We start from the raw sequence: 21265 nt of genomic DNA on the forward strand, positions 1-21265 counted from the left end.
CGAAGCGCCAGAGGGGGCGGTGCTGCCAGACTCGGGCGGTGGACTACTTCGCGATCATCGAAACCGAGGGCGCGGCGCTGCTGAGGTCGACGTCGACGAACCTGGACGCCGAGGTCCCGTCCTGTCCGGGCTGGAGTTCCCGCCGACTGCTACGCCATGTGGCACGCCTGCTGCACGGGGTCGGTGTCGCCGTGCCGCGCGGGACGACCGACCCGCCGCCGCGCAACCCGCCCGCGCCGACCGAGGACGCGCAGCTGATCGCCTTCGGCTGGCAGGCCCTCACCGAGGTGCTGGCCGCCCTGCGGGACACCGACCCGGATCTGCCCGCCTGGAACCACGTCGGTGCCCCGGCCGTCGCCGGTTTCTGGTCGCGCCGGCTCGCCCATGAGCTCGTCGTGCACCGATGGGACGCCGACACCGCCACCGGGCGGACCCAGCTGCCCGCCGCCGCGGTCGCCGCCGACGGCGTGGACGAACTGCTCACCGTCCTGCTGCCGGGGATCGCCCGGGCGCGCGTCCCGCGGGACGCGGCGAGCGTGCACGTCCATCTCACCGACACCGCGCCGGGCGGGGAGTGGCTGGTGCGGTGGGCCGACGGAGTGTTCGAGGTCCACCGCGAGCATGCCCGGGGCGACGCGGCGCTGCGCGGTCCCGCGGGACCGGTGCTGCTCGCCCTGTGGGGCCGGGTGCCCTTCGACCATCCCGACCTCGCCGTGCTCGGCGACCACGGCCTGCTCGCCGAGCTCAGCACCGGCCTCTGAGCACCACGGGACGCCATCTCCCGTGCCCCCGTGCGCGGGCGCGCGGGGGATGCCCCCCGGTCCCGGCGCTATCCGCCTCCGCTACGGGCGCGGTGACCGCGTCCGTAGCACCTTCGGGTGGCCCCCGGCGGCCGCGGGGTGGCTCAGGCCGTCAGGAGGGGCCGGTGGGACGACGGAACAGGACCGCGGTGGGCGCGGCCGGGGTGAGGGTCGCCCTGGACGGGGTGAACAGGAACGACTGCTGGGGCTGACCGTTCGGGCCGAGCAGGAAGGCCCGCTCGATCGACTCGACCTGGACGCGGGCGCCGAGGTCGCGTCCGGCGCCGACGACGCGGGTCGCCTCGATGGAGGCGATGTCCTCGGCGACGGTGCCGGCGGGCAGCTCGATGGCGGTCGCGGCCGGACCATCGCGGCGCAGCGCCCAGATCGGATACACCTTGGCGCTGCGGTAGGTCTGGGCGCTGCCGGAGAGCCGCACGCCCACGGACACACCGACCCAGTTGTCGTCGGTGTTCGGCGGGCCCACCGTCGTCTTACGAAGGATCAGATACACGTAGTTGCGCGGGTCGCTGATCCTGGTCGTCGAGTTCGGCGTCTTGTCGTTGTCGACCTTGCCCTCGCGCTGCACCTCCTGGGCCATCACCCAGTAGGTCCACGGGTTCGCGTCCAGCTCGCGTTCGCGGGCCTCGGCGGCGGGGTCGAGGGTGTCGGCGGTGGACAGCGCGAAGCGCATCCGGGCGTCCGGGTTCGGGCACATGGTGTTGTTCGAGGTGCAGGTGCCGAGCACGGGATGGGTGCCCTCGTAGCGTCCGGTGAACGGCACCGTGGTGTGCTCCGGACCCTGGATGAGCGCGCTACCGGGAACCGCGGCGCCGGTGGCGTCGATCTCCACCTGGTAGATCCACTCGATGTCGGTGGTGCGACCCCACTGGGCCATGAGTTCGGGTGTGGTGCTGCCACCGTCCTCGTTGCTCCACACCATCGAGTAGGTGAGCAGCCGGTGCCCGGCGACGGCGGTCGGCGCCTCGGAGTGGAAGGCGAGCAGCGGCGTGTCGTCCACAGCGTTCTGGAACGCTCCCCCGGCGGCGGCCGTGCCGGTGGCCGCGGTGCCCCCGGTGCCCCCGGTGGTGCTGCCCTGGGTGGCCGCGGCGGCGTCGGGAGTCATGGTGCCGGTGCGACCGTAGACGACGGGTGCGTGGGCGAGGGCCTGGTAGGAGGCGTCCTGCGCGGCGACGGTGCGGTAGGTGAGGCTGGTCAGGCGGGCCGAGGTGGCGGCCTGGGCGGAGCGGTCGTCGGCGAACGCGACCCGCAGGGTGTGCTCGCCCCTGGCCAGCCGGCCGAGAGCGAGGCTGCGCCGGATGGGGAACGAGGCGGGGATGACGATGTCGGTGGCGTAGGTGTTGTCGACGAACAGCGACACCACGGCCGACTCGCTGCCAGGGGAGCCCCAGGAGACGCCGGGCGCGGCGGTGGTCACGTCCAGCAGGACCTCACCGTCGGCGGCGGTGCGGAAGGGGGTGGCCGAGCTCTGCCCGCGGTTCACCACGATCTCGGCCGGTGGATCGACCGTCCTGTCGTGTGAACTACAGGCCACGAGACCCACTGTCATGGTGGCGGCCGCCGCCACCGCCGCGAGTACCCGCCGCACTCCCCTCGACACCGCGTTTTCCCCTCTCGGGGCCGGCGAGCTCGCCACCCGCGTGGCCGTCCCCACCCCACCGGTCCCGGTTCCATCCTGCCTCGGTCCCCCTCGCCGGCCGGCAGCGGTATGGCGCGGACGGCGAACGGGTCGGCGTGGGGTGACCGCGGGTGGCGGCGCCGGGCGCGGGGGTGCCAGTGCCACGGCGTGAGACGGGTCTCGCCGGCTGGCCGTTCGGTGTGGGTGGCCCTGGCTGGCAAGGGACGGACGTCCCGCGGACGGGACGTGGTGTTCCCCACGCGCCAGCCGACCAGGGTCGGTGCCGGTGTCGCCCGTCGATTGCCGGATACGGTCGTCGGACGGACCTGGTACCGGCGGAGAACGTCCGGACAACCACGGGTTGGCCGACACACCGTGGGCCGGTGACTCGAGACGGAGCGGGAGCGGGATTCGTGCGCAAGTTCGTCATCATGGGAGTGCAGGGCAGCGGTAAGGGAACCCAGGCGACGATGCTGGCGCGGGATTTCGACCTGGTCCACATCAGTGTCGGTGACGTGTTCCGCTGGAATGTCACGAACCACACGAAGCTCGGCGCCCAGGTGAAGCGGACGGTCGCCGCCGGCCGGCTGGTGGGCGACGACCTGGTCGAGGCGGTCGTGCGCACGCGGCTCGACCAGCATGACTGGAACTACGGTTTCATCATCGACGGTTTCCCGCGTAACGCCCGGCAGGCCGAGTTCTTCCTGGAGAGCTACGACATCGACGGCGTCATCTACCTGGACCTGCCCGACGAGGAGGTCTACCGGCGGGTGCTCGCCCGCCGGCTGTGCTCCCGCTGCGGTCTGGACTACAACCTGATCGCCAGTCGGCCGATCGTTCCCGACACCTGCGATGTCTGCGGCGCGGCGCTGCGCAGCCGCCCGGACGACAACCCCCAGGCGCTCGCGGTGCGGCTGCGGGACTACCACGAGAAGACCAAGCCGGTGATGGAGATCTTCCAGCGCAAGGAGTTCGTCGCCGTCGTCGACGCCCGCCGCGAGCCGCGGGCGGTGCAGGGCGAGATCCGGGGCTACTTCGACCTTCCGGAACTCGCCCCCGCCACCGTCTGAGGCGACCCGGCGCTCAGGCCTTCGAGAAGACGAGTTCCAGGGCGCCCGCCCCGCCGGCCCCGACGCTGCCCAGCCCGCCTCGGATGCCGTGGCCGGTGAAGCTGATCGAGTGCGCGACGCCGAGACCGACGTCCGAGGTGATGGTGTAGCCGGCGGCGGGCAGGGCGCCGCGGTAGAACGTGACCATCGAGTCGCTGGCCACTCCGGTCAGGGTCACGGTGGACATGTCGCCGGTGGTCGTCCCGACCCGGGCCTTCGCGCCCGGGGGGACGGGGAAGTCGGCTGGCACGTTGGTGCCACGCAGGGCGTCCGCACCGGTGACGGCACCGAGGCGACCGATCCCGGGAACCGAGGCCCCGACCGAGGTGGGCAGCGAGGTCGGCAGGCCCGAGGGCAGTCGCAGCGTGGGTGTCGCGCCGACCGACGGGGTGGTGGTGGCCTCCGAGCCGGAGGAGCCGTCCGGGCCGCAGGCGCTGGTCAGCCCGGCCAGGCCGACGAGGGCGAGGCCCGCGACGATGGTGCCCGCCCGGGTGGCCGCGCCCCGCGCCGGGCGGGCCGGGCGGGCCGGGTGCGCGGGCGGTGCCTGCTGGGTGTCCGGCATGCTGCGTCCTCCGTGGAGATCCGGGTCGGTTCTGGGCGCCGGTGTCCGGTCTGGTGCCCGCCGTCGAGACCCTAGCCCGGTCGGGGGGTGCCAGGGCCACGGCTGTCGGCAGGACGTCACGATCACTGGCCTGGGCGTGGTCACCCGTCCGATGGCGCCGTCGTCCCTGGTCACGCCGCTGACCAGGGACGACGGCGTGGCCGTCCCAAGGGGGACCAAAAGTTCGGATTTGCGGTACTAGTTAGGTTTAGCCATGATAGGGCCAGGGTAACCGCTCATTCTGACGGTTGCTTCGGCTGCGCTCCTGGCGTGCGAGACCTCGCGGGCGCCGGGCGGTGTGTCGAGCGCGGTGGGACGATGATGTCCGTGACGGTTGTGACCTGGCCGTGTACCTACGGTGAGATTAGCATCATCGACACGTAAAGTGAGGTTGCATGTACAGTTCGAGGTGCGACGCGTCTGGACGTCGGTGCCCTGTTCCGGGCACCCGGTCTCAGCTCGCTCTCTGAACGTGACGGTCACCAACAACGCGGTCATCAGCGTGGCCCTCGGCTACGTCGAGGCGAACCCGGATGACGTGGACCTCGTCCGGTCCCTCATCGTCCTGGCGCTGCATGGTCCGTCGATCATCGCCCGTGATACCACTCCTGCGCATGTCACCTGCCGTGCCGCCATCGTGTCGCCGGACTGGCGCGTCCTGGAGGTCCGCGACGCGCCGTCGTCCGGCTGGCAGTTGCCGACCGGCCATCTGGAGGTGGACGACGCGTCTCTGCTGGGCGCCGCGCTGGGCCTGGCGTCCCGCCGCGGCGGCGTCGACCCGAACATGGTGATCCCCGACGGCATCGTCCCCGTCGACGTGGACGCGACGATCGCCCCGGCCGTGCCCGTGCTCGGCGAACCCGAACACGTCCACTACAACGTGACCTACCTGTTCCACGTCGAGGATCGGGACCTGGCCGTCTCCGACGCCCGCGCGCACGCCGTGCGCTGGGTCGACCCGGCCACGATCCCTGGCCAGCTGGGCACCAGACTCGTGCGGATGTCACGCGAGGCCCGCCTGGTGCGCTGAGGCGGATGTCGGGGCCGCCTGGCCGTCCCCGACGGTGGCCGGGGTCAGTCGGACGTCGGCGCGGGGCCCAGCCAGGCCCTGCTGCCGAAGCTCCCGACTGACCTGCTGGCGACCCCGGACGCCGAGGTGAGCGCGGCGACCAGATCGGCACGGCGGGCGCCGGTGCCCTGGGCGACCGCCCAGGCGAAGGCACCGTGCAGCACATCGCCGGCGCCCAGGGTGTCCACCGCGTGGACGGCGGGCGGCGTGACCGTCCCGTGACCCGTGGCGTCCGCCCAGCGGATCGGACCGGGGCCGGCGGTGACCGCCGCGAACGACGGCCCGTGCGCCAGCAGATACCGCAACGTCCGCGTGACCGCATCCCCGCTGTCGGTGCGGGTCGGTGGGCGGAAGGCGGCGCCGCTGATCACGATGTCGAGGTGGGGGAGCAGCCGGTCGGTGCCGGGCTTCCAGGAGCCGGCGTCGAGGATCACCAGCGGTCGGCGCTCGATCCCGGACCTGGGCCGGACGGCGGCCAGCGCGGTCAGGATCTCGAGTGCGGCCGCGGGCTGATGACCATCCAGCAGGACGACGGACGCCCGCGGGAGCAGGGCGCTCGCCTCGGCGCAGGCCCTCGCCATGGCCGCCTCCGGTGGCATGCCGTCCGGTGGTGTGCGGTCCGGTGGTGTGGCGTCCGGTGGTGCGGGCGGCGGCTGGCCGTGGGCGGAGACCACCGCTCGCTGGCCGGTCGAGGCGCTGACCATGATGGCCGAGATGGGCAGGGTGGCCGCGTGCGGACGAAGATCGAGCGTGGTGACGCCGGTCGCGGCGAGATCCGCCCGCACGGCCTGGGCGAGTGGGCCGGTGCCGATGGCGCTCAACAGAACCGCCTGGCCACCCAGGTGCGCGAAGGTCACCGCGGCTCCGGTCGCCGGTCCGCCGGCGGCGGTCATGAACTGTTCGGCCACGATCTTCTCGTCGGCGTGCGGTGGTCGCCGCACCTGATAGACGGTGTCGAACGTGGTCAGGCCGATGAACAACCCCAGGGGCGGCGGCCTGTCGGTCGGGGGCGGTGGGTGTGCGCTCACCCGTCCATTCTCGGCGCCGGCCGGGTGCTGACTCCGGCAGCGGATCGTGCCGGAGTCCCACGGCACCCGCGCTGCGGGATATTCCCGGGGGTCATGCCTCCGAGTGCGTTTCCTTCGCTGCCGGATAGTGCCGATGCGGCAGGCTGCTGACGGCCGCCGGCACCCTCGTTCGTGGGTATCCGGAACATCGGGACGGAAACATGCCCGTGTTACTTCACGGTTCTCTGGTCGACGTGGTAAAAGCTGGGAACCAAGGTGATCCGTACTCTTCTTATTGATGTTCAAAATAGCTACACAGATTCTGTGTGGCAGCGGTCGACGCTCCGGTGGGGCGCGGGAATGGCCTTGGTGGCCACCGGACTGTGTGGCGGCCTGACGCCCCGTCCGGGCGCCGAGGGCGGATCAGGCGGCACCACGGGCACCGACCGGATGGGTGCCGCGATGGCCACCGTCCCGACGCGGACGTCGGCGGCGACGGCGGGATCACCATCCGGCGATGTGGTGGGGACGGCGGGTGTCGCGCCGACGCTGGCCGTGGCGCCGGCCGTCCTGCGGGCCGGGGCGGCACCGCGGATCATGCCCGTCGCCGAGGCCAGGTCCGCCAGGTCCGCCAGGTCGGTGCCGGTGACCGCGCGGCCGCTGACTCCCACACCGACGAGTTCGGCCCCCGCGCTTCCAGCGCTGGTGCCTCCATCGCCCGCGGTTCCAGTGCCGGGCTCGGTGGGGCTTGAGGGGCTGGTGCGGTTGTATCTGGCGGGGCGGCCAGGGCATGTCAGCGTGGCCGTGTTCGACGCGGTCGCGGGGACGACGGTCGCGGTGACCGATCCGGCGGCGGTCGGGTACGAGATGGCGAGTTCGGTGAAGCTCGACATCCTGACCGCGCTGGTGCGCGACGCCGGGCCGACGGGCACGCTCACGGCCCGGCAGCGGACCCTGGCCCGCAAGATGATCTCGGTGAGTGACAACGACGCCGCCAACGCCCTGTGGCGCGACGCCGGTGCCGCCGCCGGGATGAGTGTCTTCTTCGCCCAGCTGGGCATGGTCGCGACCCAGGCCGATACCGGGGGGCACTGGGGGCTGACCCGGACGACCGCGGCCGACCAGCTCGCGGTGTTGCGGGCGGTCGCCTACCCGGGGGTGCTGCTCGCCGGGCAACGTGAGGTGATCGCCGGCCTGCTGCGCACGGTGATCCTCAGCCAGCGCTGGGGTCTGACCGGCGGGGTGCCGTCCGGTGTGGCGGTGGAGCTGAAGAACGGCTGGCTGCGACGCGGCGACGGCGGCTGGGTGATCACCAGTCTGGCGCACGTCCACGGTGCCGGCCGGGACTACGTGATGGCGGTCTACACCAAGGACGGCCCGAGCAGAGCCGCTGGCATCGCGACCGTGCAGGGACTGTCCGCCCTGGCCTGGAACGCCGCGGCTGTCTCACCGACGCCGGGCTGAGGCCGCGTCCCGCGGGACGCGCTCGTCCGAGGTGACGTGGTTGTTGACCGCGCCACCTCGGACCAGGCGTTCGTCAGCCGCTGAAGCGGGCGACGGCGCGCATCTTGTTCATGGCGTCGAGGGCGGCGACCTTGTACGACTCGGCCAGCGTCGGGTAGTTGAAGACGCTGTCGACGAGGTAGTCGATCGTGCCGCCGCAGCCCATCACGGTCTGCCCGATGTGGACCAGTTCGGTGGCGCCCGTACCGAACACGTGCACGCCGAGCAGGCGCCGGTCCTCCGGGCTGACCAGCAGCTTCAGCATGCCGTAGGAGTCGCCGAGGATCGCGCCGCGGGCGAGTTCCCGGTAGCGGGCGATACCGACCTCGAACGGGATGGCCTGTTCGGTCAGCTCGTCCTCGGTGCGCCCGACGTAGGAGATCTCCGGGATGGTGTAGATCCCGATCGGCATCAGCTCGGCACGCAGGGCGTTGACATCCTCGCCGCACGCGGCGTAGGCGGCCAGGCGGCCCTGTTCCATCGACGTCGCGGCCAGCGCCGGGAAGCCGATGACGTCACCGACCGCGTAGATGTGGTCGACTTCCGTGCGGAAGTCCGAGCCGACCTTGATCCGCCCGCGGCTGTCCGCGGACAGGCCCGCCGCCGGCAGGTTGAGAATGTCGGTGAGACCCTGCCGCCCGGCGGAGTACATCACCGTGTCCGCCGGAAGCTTCTTGCCGCTTTCGAGCAGGGTGAGCGTGCCGCCGTTGTGCCGTTCCACCGAGACGACCGACTCGCGGAACCGGAACGTCACCGCGAGATCCCGCAGCTGGTACTTCAACGCCTCGACGATCTCGACGTCGCAGAAGTCGAGCATGCGGTCGCGCCGCTCGACGACCGTGACCTTCGAGCCGAGGGCGGCGAACATCGAGGCGTACTCGATGCCGATCACCCCCGCGCCGACGACGACCATCGACCGTGGCAGTTTCTCCAGCGCGAGGATCTGGTCGCTGTCGACGACCGTGCGGCCGTCGAAGTCGACCGTGTCCGGCCGCGCGGGCCTGGTGCCGGTGGCGATGATGATCCGCTCGGCGTGTACGCGGCGGTCCTCGATGTCACCCGCGGCCCGCACGCTGACCGTGTGCGGGTCGATGAAGCTCGCCAGGCCCGTCAGCAGGGTGACGTGGTTGCGGCTGAGCTGGTTGCGGATGACGTCGATCTCGCGGCTGATGACATGTCGAGTACGGGCCGACAGGTCACCGACAGTGATGTCGTCCTTGACTCGATAGCTCGAACCGTAGAGCTCACGTTGCGACATGCCCGTGAGGTAGATAACAGCTTCACGCAGGGTCTTCGACGGGATCGTGCCAGTGTTGATACTGACCCCGCCGATCATCTCCCGCTTGTCCACGATCGCGACGCGCCGGCCAAGCTTGGCTGCCGCGATCGCAGCCTTCTGCCCGCCGGGCCCGGACCCGATGACGAGGACGTCATAGTCGAACACCGACACCTCCCCGCATTCTTTCCGGCTCCCGGTGAACCTGAGGCTATCTGCCGCGGCGCCGCTCGAAGCGATGTTGCACCGGCTTGTTACGTTTATTTCTTCTGGATGCTTTCCCGGGGGCGTTTCAGCCATGCGATATCACATAAAGTAGGCAATTCGGATCTCTCCGTCATACCCGGGATGGGTGGTTTTCGGCGCCCGCTTCGCGAAGTCGAGCCGCCCCTTCGGGCGATGCCGCCGCCGCGCGCGACCGCGCAAAAATTCCTGCCGGCGACCCGTAACGGATGGCCGGCGGTCTCGTTAGACAGGTCGCGGGGGTCGTGGAGGCTGTCTGGGGGGTCTTCCACGACTCCCGCCGCCGTCGAGGCCAGCCATCACTGTCGGGACGGGCGCCGGGCCACACCGGCCGGCGTACGGGAGGGATGGCGGGCCAGGGGACGCGACGGCCGGCTGCCGGCTCCGGAGCGTAAGAACTCCGGAGCCGGCCCAGCCTGAGCCCCGCTGCCCCGCCACGGTGATTACGGGTGGGGCTGTGGTTACGGGTAAGTCAGCGGTTACGGGTAAGTCAGCGGTTACGGGTGGGTCATGGACAGGACGTCGAGGGCCGCGTCCAGCTGGGCCTCGGTGAGCTTGCCGGCCTCGACGTAGCCGCGTTCGAGCACGACCTCGCGGATCGTCTTCTCCTCGGCGAGGGAGAGCTTGGCGACCTTCGCCGCCTCCTCGTAACCGATGTACTTGTTCAGCGGCGTCACGATGGACGGCGACGACTCCGCGAACCGCCGGCACTTCTCGACGTTCGCCTTGATCCCGTCCACGCACCTGTCCGCCAGCAGGACGCTGATCGTCGACAGGATGTGGATCGACTCGAGCAGGTTGCGCGCGATCACCGGCAGCATCACGTTGAGCTCGAAGTTGCCGGCCGACCCGCCGAAGGCGACCGCCGCGTCGTTCCCGATGACCTGCGCCACCACCTGGCAGACCGCCTCCGGGATGACCGGGTTGACCTTGCCCGGCATGATCGACGAGCCCGGCTGCAGGTCCGGCAGGCTGATCTCGCCGAGCCCCGCCCGCGGCCCCGACGACGCCCACCGCAGGTCATTGGAGATCTTGTAGAGCGAGACCGCGATGACCCGCAGCACCCCGGACGCCTCGACCAGCCCGTCCCGCGAGGCCTGCGCCTCGAAGTGGTTACGGGCCTCGGTCAGCGGCAGCCCGGTGTTCGCGGCCAGTTCCTCGATGACGGCGGCGGAGAACCCGGGCGGCGTGTTGATCCCGGTGCCCACCGCGGTACCACCAAGCGGCAGCTCCCCGATCCGCGGCAGCGCCACGTTCAGGCGTTCCACTCCCAGGCGCACCGCCGCCGCGTACCCGCCGAACTCCTGACCGAGGGTGACCGGGGTCGCGTCCATCAGGTGGGTCCGCCCCGACTTGACCACCTCGGCGAACTCGGTCTCCTTACGACCCAGCGACGCCGCCAGATGCTCCAGCGCCGGGATCAGCTCCTGCACGATCCCCTGCGTCGCCGCCACGTGAATGGACGACGGGAACACGTCGTTGGACGACTGCGACGCGTTGACATGGTCGTTCGGATGCACCGGACGGCCCAGACGCTCGGACGCCAGCGACGCCAGCACCTCGTTGGTGTTCATGTTCGACGAGGTGCCGCTGCCGGTCTGGAACACGTCCAGCGGGAAGTGCTCGTCCCAGTCGCCGCGCGCCACCTCGGCGGCCGAGTCCCGGATCGCCTCGGCGATGTCGCCGTCGAGCACCCCGAGCTTGGCGTTCACCGTCGCCGCGGCCGCCTTGATCCTCGCCAGCGCCTGGATGTGCGCGCGGGAGATCCGCTGGCCCGAAACGGGGAAGTTCTCCACCGCCCGCTGCGTCTGCGCCCGCCACCGGGCCGACGCCGGCACCCGGACATCCCCCATGCTGTCGTGCTCGATGCGGTATTCCTGCTCGCTCATGCGCCCGTTCTCCCGATGTTCCGTCGCCATCGACCCGACCGACCAGCCCCGCGACCGGCGTCTAACCGCCCGCGCGGAGCTCAGGCCCAGCGCACGGCCCGCGAGCGCATACGCCGACCCCACCGCCGACCCTAGGACATCTGACGCGTACGGTCCCCCCACGACCGCGCGCATGGGCCCTCTCACAACACCCCCACCGCGCCGAGCACCACCCCACCCGGCGGCGACTACCGCCCCCCGCGCCGCCCCCGCAACACCTGCCACAGCCCCGCCCCCCGGCGGCCACCGCTCGGCGATCCCGCGCCACCCTCCTCACCGACCCCCGGCCCAGGACCTGCCTACTCGGCCTGGTCCGCAGGCCTGTCAGGGAGGCCGAGAAGGGCTGAAACGATCCCGGGATCAACATGCTCACCGAGAATCACTCGAAATTCCTTCTCGCCGATCATCTCCCGCTGTCGTCGCAGCCAGTGCAGATTTATCCCTGCCTCTGGAGATTCGATCTCAAGGCGGATGGAAAGGCTTGCAAGATTGTAGGGAACGGCCTCAGCTGCTCGTTTCTGCTCGGTATACAGGATGCCGATCTGGGAGGTGGACCTGGCGATGCCGGCGCGGTTGCCGAGTTCCTCGTTGAGGGTGAGGGCTTGGCGGTAGCGTTCTTCGGCAGCCGGGGCCGTCCGGGTGAGGACGTCCTCGGCGTTGTCCAGCAGCAGCGTCACGCTTGCCCGGGGTAGGAGATGCTCGGCGAGCAGATCAAGTCGCCGCCGCCATGCTGTCTGGCCGGAGCGGAGCTCGCCGACCAGGGCGCGGAGCACGTCCCGTTCGGGGAGTTCGCGGGCCAGGCACCAGGAGTGCAGGCGGTCGGCGACGGTGAGCAGGATCTGGTCGACGGCGACCAGGCCGGTCAGGGAGACCAGCAGGCCCGGGTCGTCGTCGCCGCCGGCGGTGGTCACCAGCTGCGCGGCGAGGGTGGACTTGCCGACACCGCCGAGACCGTGGATGACGACACCGGTCCGCGCGCCGCGCAGCGAACGTAGCAGGGCCCGCAGCTCCGACTCGGGCAGCGCCGCCCGCTGCGCCTCGACGGCCCGGCGGGCATCCGACAGGGCGGCCAGCGGGTCGACCACCTCACGTCCCGCGAGCTCGGCGTACAGGCGGCTGGTCAGTTCGGTCGCGTACAGGTCGCTGACCGACGTGGTCATCGCGAGCACCGCGGGCACACCGTGCGCGAGCAGCCCGCGGGCCAGCGCGGGTAGCTGAGCTTCGCCTTCACCCGAGCCCTCACCGTCGCCTTCGCCGGCGGGGGATGGCGTGCCGCGCGCGGCCAGGGCGGTGGAGCAGCCGGCGAGCACGACCAGGGGGACGCCCCGGTCGCGGATCAGGATCTTCGTGGCGAACGTGGACGCGTCCACGGGGTCAGCCTCGCCGGTGGCCGTCTCGAGGATCAGCTCACCCGGGCGGGCGTGGCAGGAGATGTGCAGGATGTGGAACCGTTCCTGCTTCAACGCGGCGTGGATGGCCTCGCGGCTGCCCCAGTTCAGGATGCGCACATACGCCCGGCCCCGGCCCTGGCGGCGGGCCGGTTCGACGGCGTCCAGGATGCGGGCGAGTTCGGCCTCGTAGTCGAGCAGTTCGCCGCCGCCGTGCTCCGGGCTCGCGATCACCGCGAGGATGCGCAACGGCCCGGGGATGCCCATCGCCGAGGTGGGCCCGAGGCCGCTGACGGTGCGGTGCAGCTCGACCGAGGGATGCAGCACCAGCGGACGGTCCTCGCCCGGCAGCGTGAGGGTCTCCCACGGCAGCTCCGCGTACTCGCTGGCCAGCGCCGCGGTCTCGGCGGATGTCTCCGGGGTCGCGTCGGTGGGGTCTTCGGCGAGGTCGAGGGCCAGGCGCAGGGAGACGCCGGCGCGTACCGCGGCATCGACCTCGGTGGCCAGGCGGGTCGCGATCTCGTGGGGGAGCAGCCGCTCGCCCAGCATGCGACCCGCCGCGCGCAGCGCCTGGGCCAGCGGTTCCGCGGTGGCGGTCGCCGTCGCCGCGGCTCGCAGGGGCGCCGCTTCGCCACCCGGCCGGCGGGCCCTGGCTCGTTGCATCCGCCAGAGGACCTGCTGGGCGGACCAGTCGAGCCCCGCGGCGGTGCCGGTGACGGTCTTGCCGTCCGGGGCGGTCAGGGTGACGGCGGTTCCGCGGAACCGCAGGGTCGCGTTCCGCGGTCCCTCCGCCACGAACGCCTGCCCGGCCGGCGGACGGATCGTGCCGTCGACGGCGGGCCGCAGGGGCCGCTCGCCGCGCAGAGCCGCGATGAGCTGGCGTACCGCGGCCTTGTAACTGGCCGGATCGGCCGTCTGGCGGAAATCGACCCAGGAACGGGTCGCCAGCATCGGCGGCATCTCCGCGTCCGCGAGCAGCACCGGGATCAGGCGGAAATCGCCCTTGACCGTCCGGTTGAGCATCGCCGCGTACTCCTCGCCGACCCAGCCTCCCGCCATCGAGTGCGGGCTGACCACGACGATGCCCAGGCGCGAATCCCGGATGCCGGCATCCATCCTGTGCACGATGTTCTGCCCGAACTGAACTTCCCACTCGTCGAACCACATGCGCAGCCCGGCGCGCTCCAGGTTCTCCGCGAGCGTGCGCACCCACGGCTGGTCGGGACGCCCATACGAGATGAAGCCGGCAAAACTCCTGTCAGCGTTATGTGTTCCCGTTTCGTCCGACACCGCCACCCCCGTCACAGCCGGGACGATTCCTGACACGTTACGCCCACAGGTCGTTGCCCAACGCATCAGGAGACGGTGTTGGTACGTACTCCGTGAGGTGCGAGTGCTGGGTTTCGCCGAAGGAACGCTATGGCGACTGTGCGATGATGCTACGAGGCTTGTAGCATCATCGCATGGCGCTGTTCGAGGTCCCGGCGATGGATGCGGCCGATGAGCGGGTGCTGGGCGAGCTCGAGGCGCTCCGCGGAACACTTCGCCATCACGTCGCCGAGCCGCGCCGGTGGTTGGGGCAGCTGCGGCGCAGCATGATCGCGGGGGCTGTCCGGGGCTCCAACACGATCGAGGGCCATACGGTCGGACAGGCGGATGCCGAGGCGATCGTCGCCGGCGAGGAGATGCTGACCGAGCACGACGCGCGGACCCGGGCCGCGGTCGCCGGCTACAACGACGCACTGACCTACGTGCTGCAGGCCGCGCGGTTCGAGGTGTTCGGCTATGACCCGATGCTGCTCTCGGCGCTGCATTTCATGATGCTGCGCGGGGAGTTGGACCGCTCGCCCGGCCGTTACCGGCTGGGGCCGATCTGGGTCTCCGGCGCACCGGACAATCCACCCGTCTACACCGGACCGCCGGCGGAGGATGTCCCGTCCCTCATGGTCGAGCTGTGCGGCTGGCTTCAGGACGGCGATCCGGATGCCCCCGGATATGTGCGGGCGGCGATGGCGCACCTGAACCTTGTCAGCGTTCACCCCTGGCGTGACGGCAATGGACGGATGGCCCGCTGCCTGCACACCCTGGTGCTCGCCCGCCAGCTGGTGCTGGCACCGGAGTTCGCCAGCATCGAGGAATGGCTCGGGTCATCTCCGCACAACACGGCGATGTACTACGCGGCGCTTGGCGCGGCACAGGGCGGCCGCTTCCAGCCTGAGCGGGATGCGCATGACTGGGTGCGGTTCTGCCTGCGGGCGCACCATCTGCAGGCCCAGGTGGTGCAGCGACGTCTGGACATGGCGGCCGAGGTCTGGCGGGTCCTGGCGGAGCGGGTCGCGATGGCCGGGCTCGGTGAGCGCACGATCGCGGCTGTGTACGCCGCCGCCCGGCCGGATGGCGTGCGCCGCACCACCTACATGCGCGACGAGGGGCTCACCCGTGACCAGGCGATCCGTGACCTTCAGGCGCTCCGGGCCGCGGGGCTGATCGAGGAAGCCGGGCATGGCCGCACCCAGCGCTACCTCGCCGCCGGCCCGGCCGCCCAGGCCGAACGGGCCGCCCGTGTCGCGATCACCAGCCAGCCGCTGCGTGATCCTTACGGCGACGCCTGAACCCGCTTCGTCACCCGGAGGTGGCGCGGGCAGGGCGCGGGGGCCATCCGACGGGTCAGGTGGGGTCGGGCGGGAACGACGACGCCGCGGCGCCCGAGGGCTGGATACCGATCTGCGGGAGATCGGTGCCAGGCCCGGTGGACGCCGCGGCGTGGAAGGTCGGTCGGGTGGACGCTGGTGAAGCTAGGCCGCTAGGAAGCGGCGGTCTCGCGCTCCCGCTCGCGGGCCCGCATGTCGCGGCGGAGCTCCGGGGGCAGCGCGAACAGGAGGTGCTCGTCGGCGGAGGTGATCTCCTCGACGTCAGCGAAGCCGCGCTCGGCGAGCCAGGCCATGACGCCGGTGACGAGTTCCTCGGGGACGGAGGCGCCGGAGGTGACGCCGACGGTCTCGACCCCGTCGAGCCAGCTGTCCTGAACCTCGGTGGAGTCGTCCACCAGGTAGGAGGCCGGGGCGCCGGCGTCGAGGGCGACCTCGACGAGGCGGACGGAGTTCGAGGAGTTGGCCGAGCCGACGACGATCAGGAGCTCGACCTTGTCGGCGATGTCCTTGACGGCGACCTGGCGGTTCTGGGTGGCGTAGCAGATGTCCGAGTTCGGCGGACCCTGCAGCAGCGGGAACCGCTCCCGCAGAGCGTTCACCGTGGTCATCGTCTCGTCGACGGACAGGGTGGTCTGGGAGAGGAAGGCGACGTGCTCGGGGTTGCGGACGACGACGTGCGCGGCGTCCTCCGGACCGTCGACCAGGTGAATACGCTCGGGCGCCTGCCCGGTGGTACCCACGACTTCCTCGTGACCCTCGTGGCCGATCAGGAGGATGTCGTAATCCTCCCGAGCGAAACGGCGCGCCTCGGAGTGGACCTTGGTGACCAGGGGGCACGTCGCGTCGATGGTGCGCAGCTGACGCGTGGCGGCCTCCTCGTGCACTGTCGGCGCCACACCGTGCGCGGAGAACACGACGGTGGCACCTTCGGGCACTTCGTCCGTCTCATCGACGAAGATTGCGCCCTTGGCTTCCAACGTCCTGACGACGTGCAGGTTGTGCACAATCTGCTTGCGCACATAGACAGGTGAGCCGTAGAGCTCCAGCGCCTTCTCCACGGTCACGACAGCTCGATCGACACCGGCGCAGTAGCCGCGCGGCTTGGCAAGAAGGACCCGGCCCATGCAGGGCAGTCTACGCGGTCAGGGCCGTTCGCCAAGAGGCTCGGGGGATGCATCACCCTCTGGTGAACCCGTCCTCACCGGTCCGGGCAAGGGCCGTTCGGTGGCGTTCGGGGTGGCTTCACGGCCGTCCGAAAAGTTGTCGGACGTCCCCGCTACGGTGCCCCACATGGCCTTGACCTCGACACCCGAGCAGCCCTTGCCGGTGCGCACCGTCTCGCGCGCGGTCGGGGAGTGGATTCACCGGCTCGGCCGGGTGTGGGTCGAGGGGCAGGTGACGCAGCTGGTGCGGCGGCCCGGAATGGGCACTGTTTTCCTCACCCTTCGGGACCCCGTGGCGGATATCTCCTTGCGGGTCACCTGCCCACGTGCTGTGTGCGACGCGGTGGGTCCCGCGCTGGTCGACGGGGCGCGGGTGGTGGTGTGGGGCAAGCCGTCGTTCCACCCGGGGCGCGGCACGCTTTCCCTGGCGGTGACGGAGATTCGCCCGCTCGGCGTCGGGGCGCTGCTGGCCCGGCTCGAGCAGCTGCGGGCCACGCTCGCCGCCGAAGGGCTGTTCGCGGCGTCCCGCAAACGCCGCCCGCCGTTCCTGCCGGCGGTCGTCGGGCTGATCACGGGGCGGGCGAGCGCCGCCGAGCGCGATGTCGTGGAGAACGCGCGTCGGCGCTGGCCGGCGGTGCGCATCGAGCTGCGTGAGGTGGCGGTGCAGGGCCCGCTGGCCGTCGGCCAGGTGATCGAGGCGCTGCGCGATCTCGACGCGCGTCCCGAGGTGGAGGTGATCGTCATCGCGCGCGGCGGCGGCTCACTGGAAGACCTGCTGCCCTTCTCGGACGAGGCGTTGCTGCGGGCGGTCGTGGCGGCGCGAACCCCGGTCGTGTCGGCCATCGGACATGAGCAGGACGCCCCGCTGCTCGACTTCGTGGCGGATCTGCGGGCCTCCACGCCGACCGACGCGGCCAAACGGGTCGTGCCCGACGTCGGCGAACAGGCGGCGGCGGTCAGCCAGCTGCGCACCCGCGGGCGGCGAGCCCTCGGCCACCGGCTCGAGCGGGAGGAACGTCGGCTCGCAGACCTGCGCCGCCGGCCCGTCCTCGCCGCCCCCTGGGGCGAGCTGGATCGCCGCCAGCAGGACGTCACGGCGTTGCGGGCCCGCGCCCGCCGCTGCGTCGGCCACGCCCTCGAGGTCGCCGAGCGTGATGTCGTGGCGAGCCGGGCACGGATGCGGGCGCTCTCGCCGGCGGCCACGCTCGAACGCGGCTATGCCGTGGTCCAACGGGCGTCCGACGGGGCGGTCCTGCGGCAGCCCGGCGAGGTGACGGTGGGCGACGGCCTCGCCGTGCGGGTAGCCGGCGGCCAGCTACACGCCGTCGTCGCGGACGCCTGACGCCCCGGCCCCGGCCCCGGCGCCAGCGGGTCGTGCGGGGTCGGCGGCGGCCAGGCGGGCGCGGGCGCCGTCGAGGAACGCCTGGCAGGCGTGCGCGAGCTGTTCGCCGCGTTCCCACAGCGCGAGCGACTGCTCCAGCGTCACACCACCGGCCTCCAGCTGGTGGACGACCTCCTCCAGCTCCGCCCGGGCCTGCTCATAGCTGGCCGGTGACCGCGGCGCATCCGGGACACCCGAGGTGGGAGCACCGGCTGGTGACGATGCGTCGTGCTCGCCGTCGTCGCCCTGGGGCGCGCGGTCGGTGGGTCGAGTGCCAGCTTTGTCACTACGTGTCGTGGTCCGGGAACTTTCCGGCATTGCCACCTCCGGGCCGTCGTGCGATCAATTCTTTGTCAATGTGGACCCCCGGGCCGACCGCGCCGCCGCGGCGCCTCCGGCGCGTCCAGACGCATTCCCGCCAGCCCATCCACCAGTATTGCGGACGCGATCCGCCGCACCTCGGTGGTGTGTCCGCCGATGAAATCCCACCCGCACTTCACGCAACGTGGTACCAATCCGTGGACAATAATGGTCGTAGTGGGATGGTCCGGGAAAGATCTATAGTACAAGGTCACCGGTGTGCGGGATGACCGGAGCGCAAGGTCGCTGAGGTGCGAGGTCGCTGAGGTGCGAGGTCACCGACGTTCGAGGTCACCGCGAGACGTTTCCGATTCACGGTGTCCGGCTCGCGCCGGCTCCGTCTGGCTGACCGCTCCGCCGCGGGTGGTCCGGAGGTAACACGCATGCCCGGCGCACGTCCGACACCCCAACGCCCGGCTGTGGGTGCTCCCGCCAGCCGGCGGCCCCGGTCCGCCGCGCCCCTGAGTCGCCGGTGGCCCTCGCGGCCCGGTGATTCCCTTCGGTCACTGCGATCCGCGCGGCCGCTGGTCCGGCGGGCGGCGGGCCTGGTACTCGGCCTGGCGGTGCTGATTCCCGTGGCCACGGCGCTGGGCGACGGGCAGGACGGGCATCCGGGCGGCCCGCCGTCGGTCGCCGCGGGCATCGCCGAGCGCTGACGACACCCGCCCTCGCCGGTCCTGGGCGGGGAGGCGACGGGGTTCCCCGTTGGGTCGGTCCGGCCGGACGGGCGCGCCGCCGATATCGGCGCACATCTTTGACATAACGGTCTGGCCGTCACCCCGGCGGCTGACCTCACGCGCAAGCGCGCAATTGCGCTCCGTCCACTGCACAGTCGGCCACCACCCATACGAGCCGCGGCGGCGGACCCGCGCACAGAATCAGGTGAAGGATTTCGGCGCCATTCGCCCGTCAAGGCGCCATCCGACTGTCAACTCCATCCGACTGTCAATAGGCCAGGACCCGTCATTAGGCGTCGCCGGGCCAGGCGGGGTTCTGGTGGCGACGAGCGGTCAGGTGGTGGGTTCGACGGGGCGCAGGGCGCGGGCGAGGGTGATCAGGTCCGCCTGGGTGGCGCCGCCGCCCTTGCCGTCACCGTCGTCGAGGACGATCGTGACGCCGCCCTGGGTGTGCGTGATCGCCACATGGCCGTGATGGTCGGGGCGGGCCTGCCAGGACTCCCCGTTGACGTCCACCGTGCCGCTGCTCGGGCGGTCGCCGAGCAGGGTCTGCACGGCGTCCGGCGCGTTGGTCTCGCGCAGACGGGCGAACGTGCGGTGACCGGAGCGGTCGATGACGTAACCGATCGAGGCCTGCGCGGTCTGGCTGCTCGAGGAGCTGCTCACCGGCAGCTGCACCCGCAGCGACGTGGGCTTCCACACATCCGCCGGCAGGCCGACGGGCAGCACGGGCGTGAAGGGGGACTGCCGGGCGAAGGCCGCCATGGGCTGGGCCGTCGCGACGACCTTGATCGCCTGTTCGTTGTTGCCGCGGGGCATCACGAAGATGACGAAGATCGCGACGCCGGCCATGACCACGCCGAGGGAGAGAACCATGTCGCGGACAGTTTCCTGGCCGCGCCGCTGTCGTTGTGCCACGACCCCATCTTCCAGGTACCGGCCGCCGAACGGGGCGCCGGGACCGACCGCACAGGCCACATCCGGGCCATCGACCGGTCACCACCCGGTCGCCAGCCGCCGCCACCGGCCCGCCGCCGACGGCACGGCGGGTGGTCGCGCACCCGTGTGGGACGTATGGCCTGACCTGCGGCGCGACGCCTGGGCCGAGAACGTACTCGGGCGGCCGTCACGCCCCCTCCGCGTGACGCCCGCCCGATCGCAGCGTTTGACGCCGAGTGGGGCCCGAAGGTTGCGCCGCAGTTCTCGGCGATGTGAATGTCGTTCGGATGACAGCCCGGATGGCCGCTGCGGCCGGGTCTGCCGGGTCCTGCGCAGTAGGCTGATCGGATGCCAGCTCCGCCCCGCGGACGGCTATCTCGGGCGTCCAAGGGGTAGTCGAACTAGGCTCAGCGCCGTGCCTTCCGACGCTCACGCCACCGCCGCCAGCCCCACCGCCGGCCCCGACGCGGGGTCGGCTGCCGCGGCCGGGTCCGATCCCAACGCCGTTCCCGACACGCTGGCCGTGCAGGGGCAGGCACCGGACCGTAACCTCGCGCTCGAACTCGTCCGGGTCACCGAGGCCGCGGCGCTCGCCGCCGCACGCTGGGTCGGCCGGGGCGACAAGAACGGGGCCGACGGCGCCGCGGTCGACGCGATGCGCCGGCTCGTGGGCACCGTGTCGATGCGCGGCGTGGTCGTCATCGGCGAGGGGGAGAAGGACGAAGCCCCCATGCTGTTCAACGGCGAGCAGGTCGGCTCGGGCGAGGGCCCCGACTGCGATGTCGCCGTCGACCCGGTGGACGGCACGACCCTGACCGCCAAGGGCATGAACAACGCGGTGTCGGTCATGGCCGTCAGTGAACGTGGCTCGATGTACGACGCGACCGCCTGCTTCTACATGGAGAAGCTGGTCACCGGTCCGGAAGCGGCCGACGTGGTGGACATCACCGCCTCCGTCGAGGACAACGTGCGGGCCGTGGCCAAGGCGAAGGCGATCCATCCGCGCGATGTCACGGTCGTCGTGCTCGACCGGCCGCGGCACACCGAACTGGTCGCCGAGATCCGCGCCTCCGGCGCCCGGGTCAAACTGATCTCGGATGGTGACGTCGCCGGCGCCGTGATGGCCGCCAGCGCCGGCACTGGCGTCGACCTGCTGCTGGGTATCGGTGGCACCCCCGAGGGGATCATCACGGCCTGCGCGGTGACCTGCCTCGGTGGTGTGATCCAGGGACGGCTGTGGCCGCGCGACGACGCCGAGCGTCAGAGGCTCCTCGAGACCGGACAGGACCCCAGCCGGGTGCTGTCCACCCGGGATCTCGTGGCCAGCGACAACGTCTTCTTCGTCGCCACCGGAATCACCGATGGCGAGCTGCTCGCCGGGGTACGGTACCGGCCAGGTGGCGCCAGCACGTCCTCGCTGGTCATGCGGTCGCGCTCGGGCACCATCCGGCGGGTGGACAGCCAGCACCAGCTCACCAAGCTGCAGGCGTACTCCACCGTCCCGTTCTAGGCGGCAGCGGCGGGGAGGCAT

General features: G+C 71.5%; 16 protein-coding genes. 7 read left to right on the forward strand and 9 right to left on the reverse strand.

The features are described 5' to 3' along the window. Positions 1 to 38: 38 nt before the first annotated feature. A complete protein-coding gene (locus tag MXD61_RS15385; protein ID WP_248813896.1) occupies positions 39 to 761 on the forward strand; it encodes a maleylpyruvate isomerase N-terminal domain-containing protein in 723 nt (240 codons plus the stop codon). Between the two features lie 151 nt (positions 762 to 912). On the opposite strand, the gene MXD61_RS15390 is transcribed toward MXD61_RS15385, so the two are convergent. Continuing rightward, positions 913 to 2421 (reverse strand): hypothetical protein, encoded by a 1509-nt coding sequence (locus MXD61_RS15390; RefSeq protein WP_248813897.1) that lies wholly within the window; start codon positions 2419 to 2421, stop codon positions 913 to 915. 431 nt (positions 2422 to 2852) lie between these two features. Between MXD61_RS15390 and MXD61_RS15395 the strand changes: the two genes are divergently transcribed. Next, on the forward strand, positions 2853 to 3509 hold the full coding sequence (locus MXD61_RS15395) for a nucleoside monophosphate kinase (RefSeq protein ID WP_163550031.1): 657 nt from the start codon (positions 2853 to 2855) through the stop codon (positions 3507 to 3509). Between the two features lie 13 nt (positions 3510 to 3522). Here the strand turns inward: MXD61_RS15395 and MXD61_RS15400 are convergent, their stop codons facing one another. Next, positions 3523 to 4110 carry a hypothetical protein gene (locus tag MXD61_RS15400; protein WP_248813898.1) on the reverse strand — a complete coding sequence of 196 codons (588 nt, stop codon included), beginning with the start codon at positions 4108 to 4110 and terminating at the stop codon, positions 3523 to 3525. A gap of 511 nt (positions 4111 to 4621) precedes the next feature. Between MXD61_RS15400 and MXD61_RS15405 the strand changes: the two genes are divergently transcribed. Then, a complete protein-coding gene (locus MXD61_RS15405; protein ID WP_248813899.1) occupies positions 4622 to 5179 on the forward strand; it encodes an NUDIX hydrolase in 558 nt (185 codons plus the stop codon). A 44-nt stretch (positions 5180 to 5223) separates the two neighbouring features. Here MXD61_RS15405 and MXD61_RS15410 read toward each other — a convergent pair whose 3' ends face one another. Then, positions 5224 to 6246 (reverse strand): PfkB family carbohydrate kinase, encoded by a 1023-nt coding sequence (locus MXD61_RS15410; protein WP_248813901.1) that lies wholly within the window; start codon positions 6244 to 6246, stop codon positions 5224 to 5226. 348 nt (positions 6247 to 6594) lie between these two features. On the opposite strand from MXD61_RS15410, the gene MXD61_RS15415 reads away from it, so the two are divergent. Beyond that, a complete protein-coding gene (locus MXD61_RS15415) occupies positions 6595 to 7689 on the forward strand; it encodes a serine hydrolase (protein ID WP_374629004.1) in 1095 nt (364 codons plus the stop codon). A gap of 73 nt (positions 7690 to 7762) precedes the next feature. Here MXD61_RS15415 and sthA read toward each other — a convergent pair whose 3' ends face one another. From sthA to MXD61_RS15430, 3 genes are all read right to left on the reverse strand, one after another. Beyond that, positions 7763 to 9172: a Si-specific NAD(P)(+) transhydrogenase gene (gene sthA / locus MXD61_RS15420; RefSeq protein WP_248813921.1), complete on the reverse strand. Its 1410-nt coding sequence runs from the start codon at positions 9170 to 9172 to the stop codon at positions 7763 to 7765. A 572-nt stretch (positions 9173 to 9744) separates the two neighbouring features. Then, on the reverse strand, positions 9745 to 11136 hold the full coding sequence (locus tag MXD61_RS15425; protein WP_248813906.1) for an aspartate ammonia-lyase: 1392 nt from the start codon (positions 11134 to 11136) through the stop codon (positions 9745 to 9747). A gap of 338 nt (positions 11137 to 11474) precedes the next feature. After that, positions 11475 to 13919 (reverse strand): TIR domain-containing protein, encoded by a 2445-nt coding sequence (locus tag MXD61_RS15430; protein WP_251080021.1) that lies wholly within the window; start codon positions 13917 to 13919, stop codon positions 11475 to 11477. A gap of 107 nt (positions 13920 to 14026) precedes the next feature. Here MXD61_RS15430 and MXD61_RS15435 point away from each other — a divergent pair, with 107 nt between their 5' ends. Further along, a complete protein-coding gene (locus tag MXD61_RS15435) occupies positions 14027 to 15175 on the forward strand; it encodes a Fic family protein (protein ID WP_248813908.1) in 1149 nt (382 codons plus the stop codon). Positions 15176 to 15366: 191 nt separating this feature from the next. Here the strand turns inward: MXD61_RS15435 and MXD61_RS15440 are convergent, their stop codons facing one another. After that, a complete protein-coding gene (locus tag MXD61_RS15440) occupies positions 15367 to 16338 on the reverse strand; it encodes a 4-hydroxy-3-methylbut-2-enyl diphosphate reductase (protein WP_163548945.1) in 972 nt (323 codons plus the stop codon). Between the two features lie 166 nt (positions 16339 to 16504). Between MXD61_RS15440 and xseA the strand changes: the two genes are divergently transcribed. Next, positions 16505 to 17719: an exodeoxyribonuclease VII large subunit gene (xseA, locus tag MXD61_RS15445; RefSeq protein WP_248813909.1), complete on the forward strand. Its 1215-nt coding sequence runs from the start codon at positions 16505 to 16507 to the stop codon at positions 17717 to 17719. Here the strand turns inward: xseA and MXD61_RS28505 are convergent. Then, positions 17693 to 18076, reverse strand: a complete 384-nt coding sequence (locus tag MXD61_RS28505) for an exodeoxyribonuclease VII small subunit (RefSeq protein ID WP_308222760.1) — start codon at positions 18074 to 18076, stop codon at positions 17693 to 17695. The two genes, xseA and MXD61_RS28505, sit on opposite strands and share 27 nt — an antisense overlap. A gap of 1052 nt (positions 18077 to 19128) precedes the next feature. After that, positions 19129 to 19713 (reverse strand): DUF4245 domain-containing protein, encoded by a 585-nt coding sequence (locus MXD61_RS15455; protein WP_308222758.1) that lies wholly within the window; start codon positions 19711 to 19713, stop codon positions 19129 to 19131. A gap of 544 nt (positions 19714 to 20257) precedes the next feature. Here MXD61_RS15455 and glpX point away from each other — a divergent pair. Continuing rightward, a complete protein-coding gene (gene glpX, locus MXD61_RS15460; protein ID WP_163548952.1) occupies positions 20258 to 21244 on the forward strand; it encodes a class II fructose-bisphosphatase in 987 nt (328 codons plus the stop codon). Positions 21245 to 21265 lie beyond the last annotated feature (21 nt).

Origin of the sequence: Frankia sp. AgPm24, assembly GCF_023243055.1 — a bacterium.
GTDB lineage: Bacteria > Actinomycetota > Actinomycetes > Frankiales > Frankiaceae > Frankia > Frankia umida.

What these genes read in the sequence shown, in the direction of transcription:
- MXD61_RS15425 (WP_248813906.1), bottom strand. Translation starts at nt 11,136, where the DNA reads ATGAGCGAGCAGGAATACCGCATCGAGCACGACAGCATGGGGGATGTC.
- MXD61_RS28505 (WP_308222760.1), bottom strand. Translation starts at nt 18,076, where the DNA reads ATGCCGGAAAGTTCCCGGACCACGACACGTAGTGACAAAGCTGGCACT.
- MXD61_RS15430 (WP_251080021.1), bottom strand. Translation starts at nt 13,919, where the DNA reads ATGCGTTGGGCAACGACCTGTGGGCGTAACGTGTCAGGAATCGTCCCG.
- MXD61_RS15435 (WP_248813908.1), top strand. Translation starts at nt 14,027, where the DNA reads ATGGCGCTGTTCGAGGTCCCGGCGATGGATGCGGCCGATGAGCGGGTG.
- xseA (WP_248813909.1), top strand. Translation starts at nt 16,505, where the DNA reads ATGGCCTTGACCTCGACACCCGAGCAGCCCTTGCCGGTGCGCACCGTC.
- MXD61_RS15400 (WP_248813898.1), bottom strand. Translation starts at nt 4,110, where the DNA reads ATGCCGGACACCCAGCAGGCACCGCCCGCGCACCCGGCCCGCCCGGCC.
- MXD61_RS15440 (WP_163548945.1), bottom strand. Translation starts at nt 16,338, where the DNA reads ATGGGCCGGGTCCTTCTTGCCAAGCCGCGCGGCTACTGCGCCGGTGTC.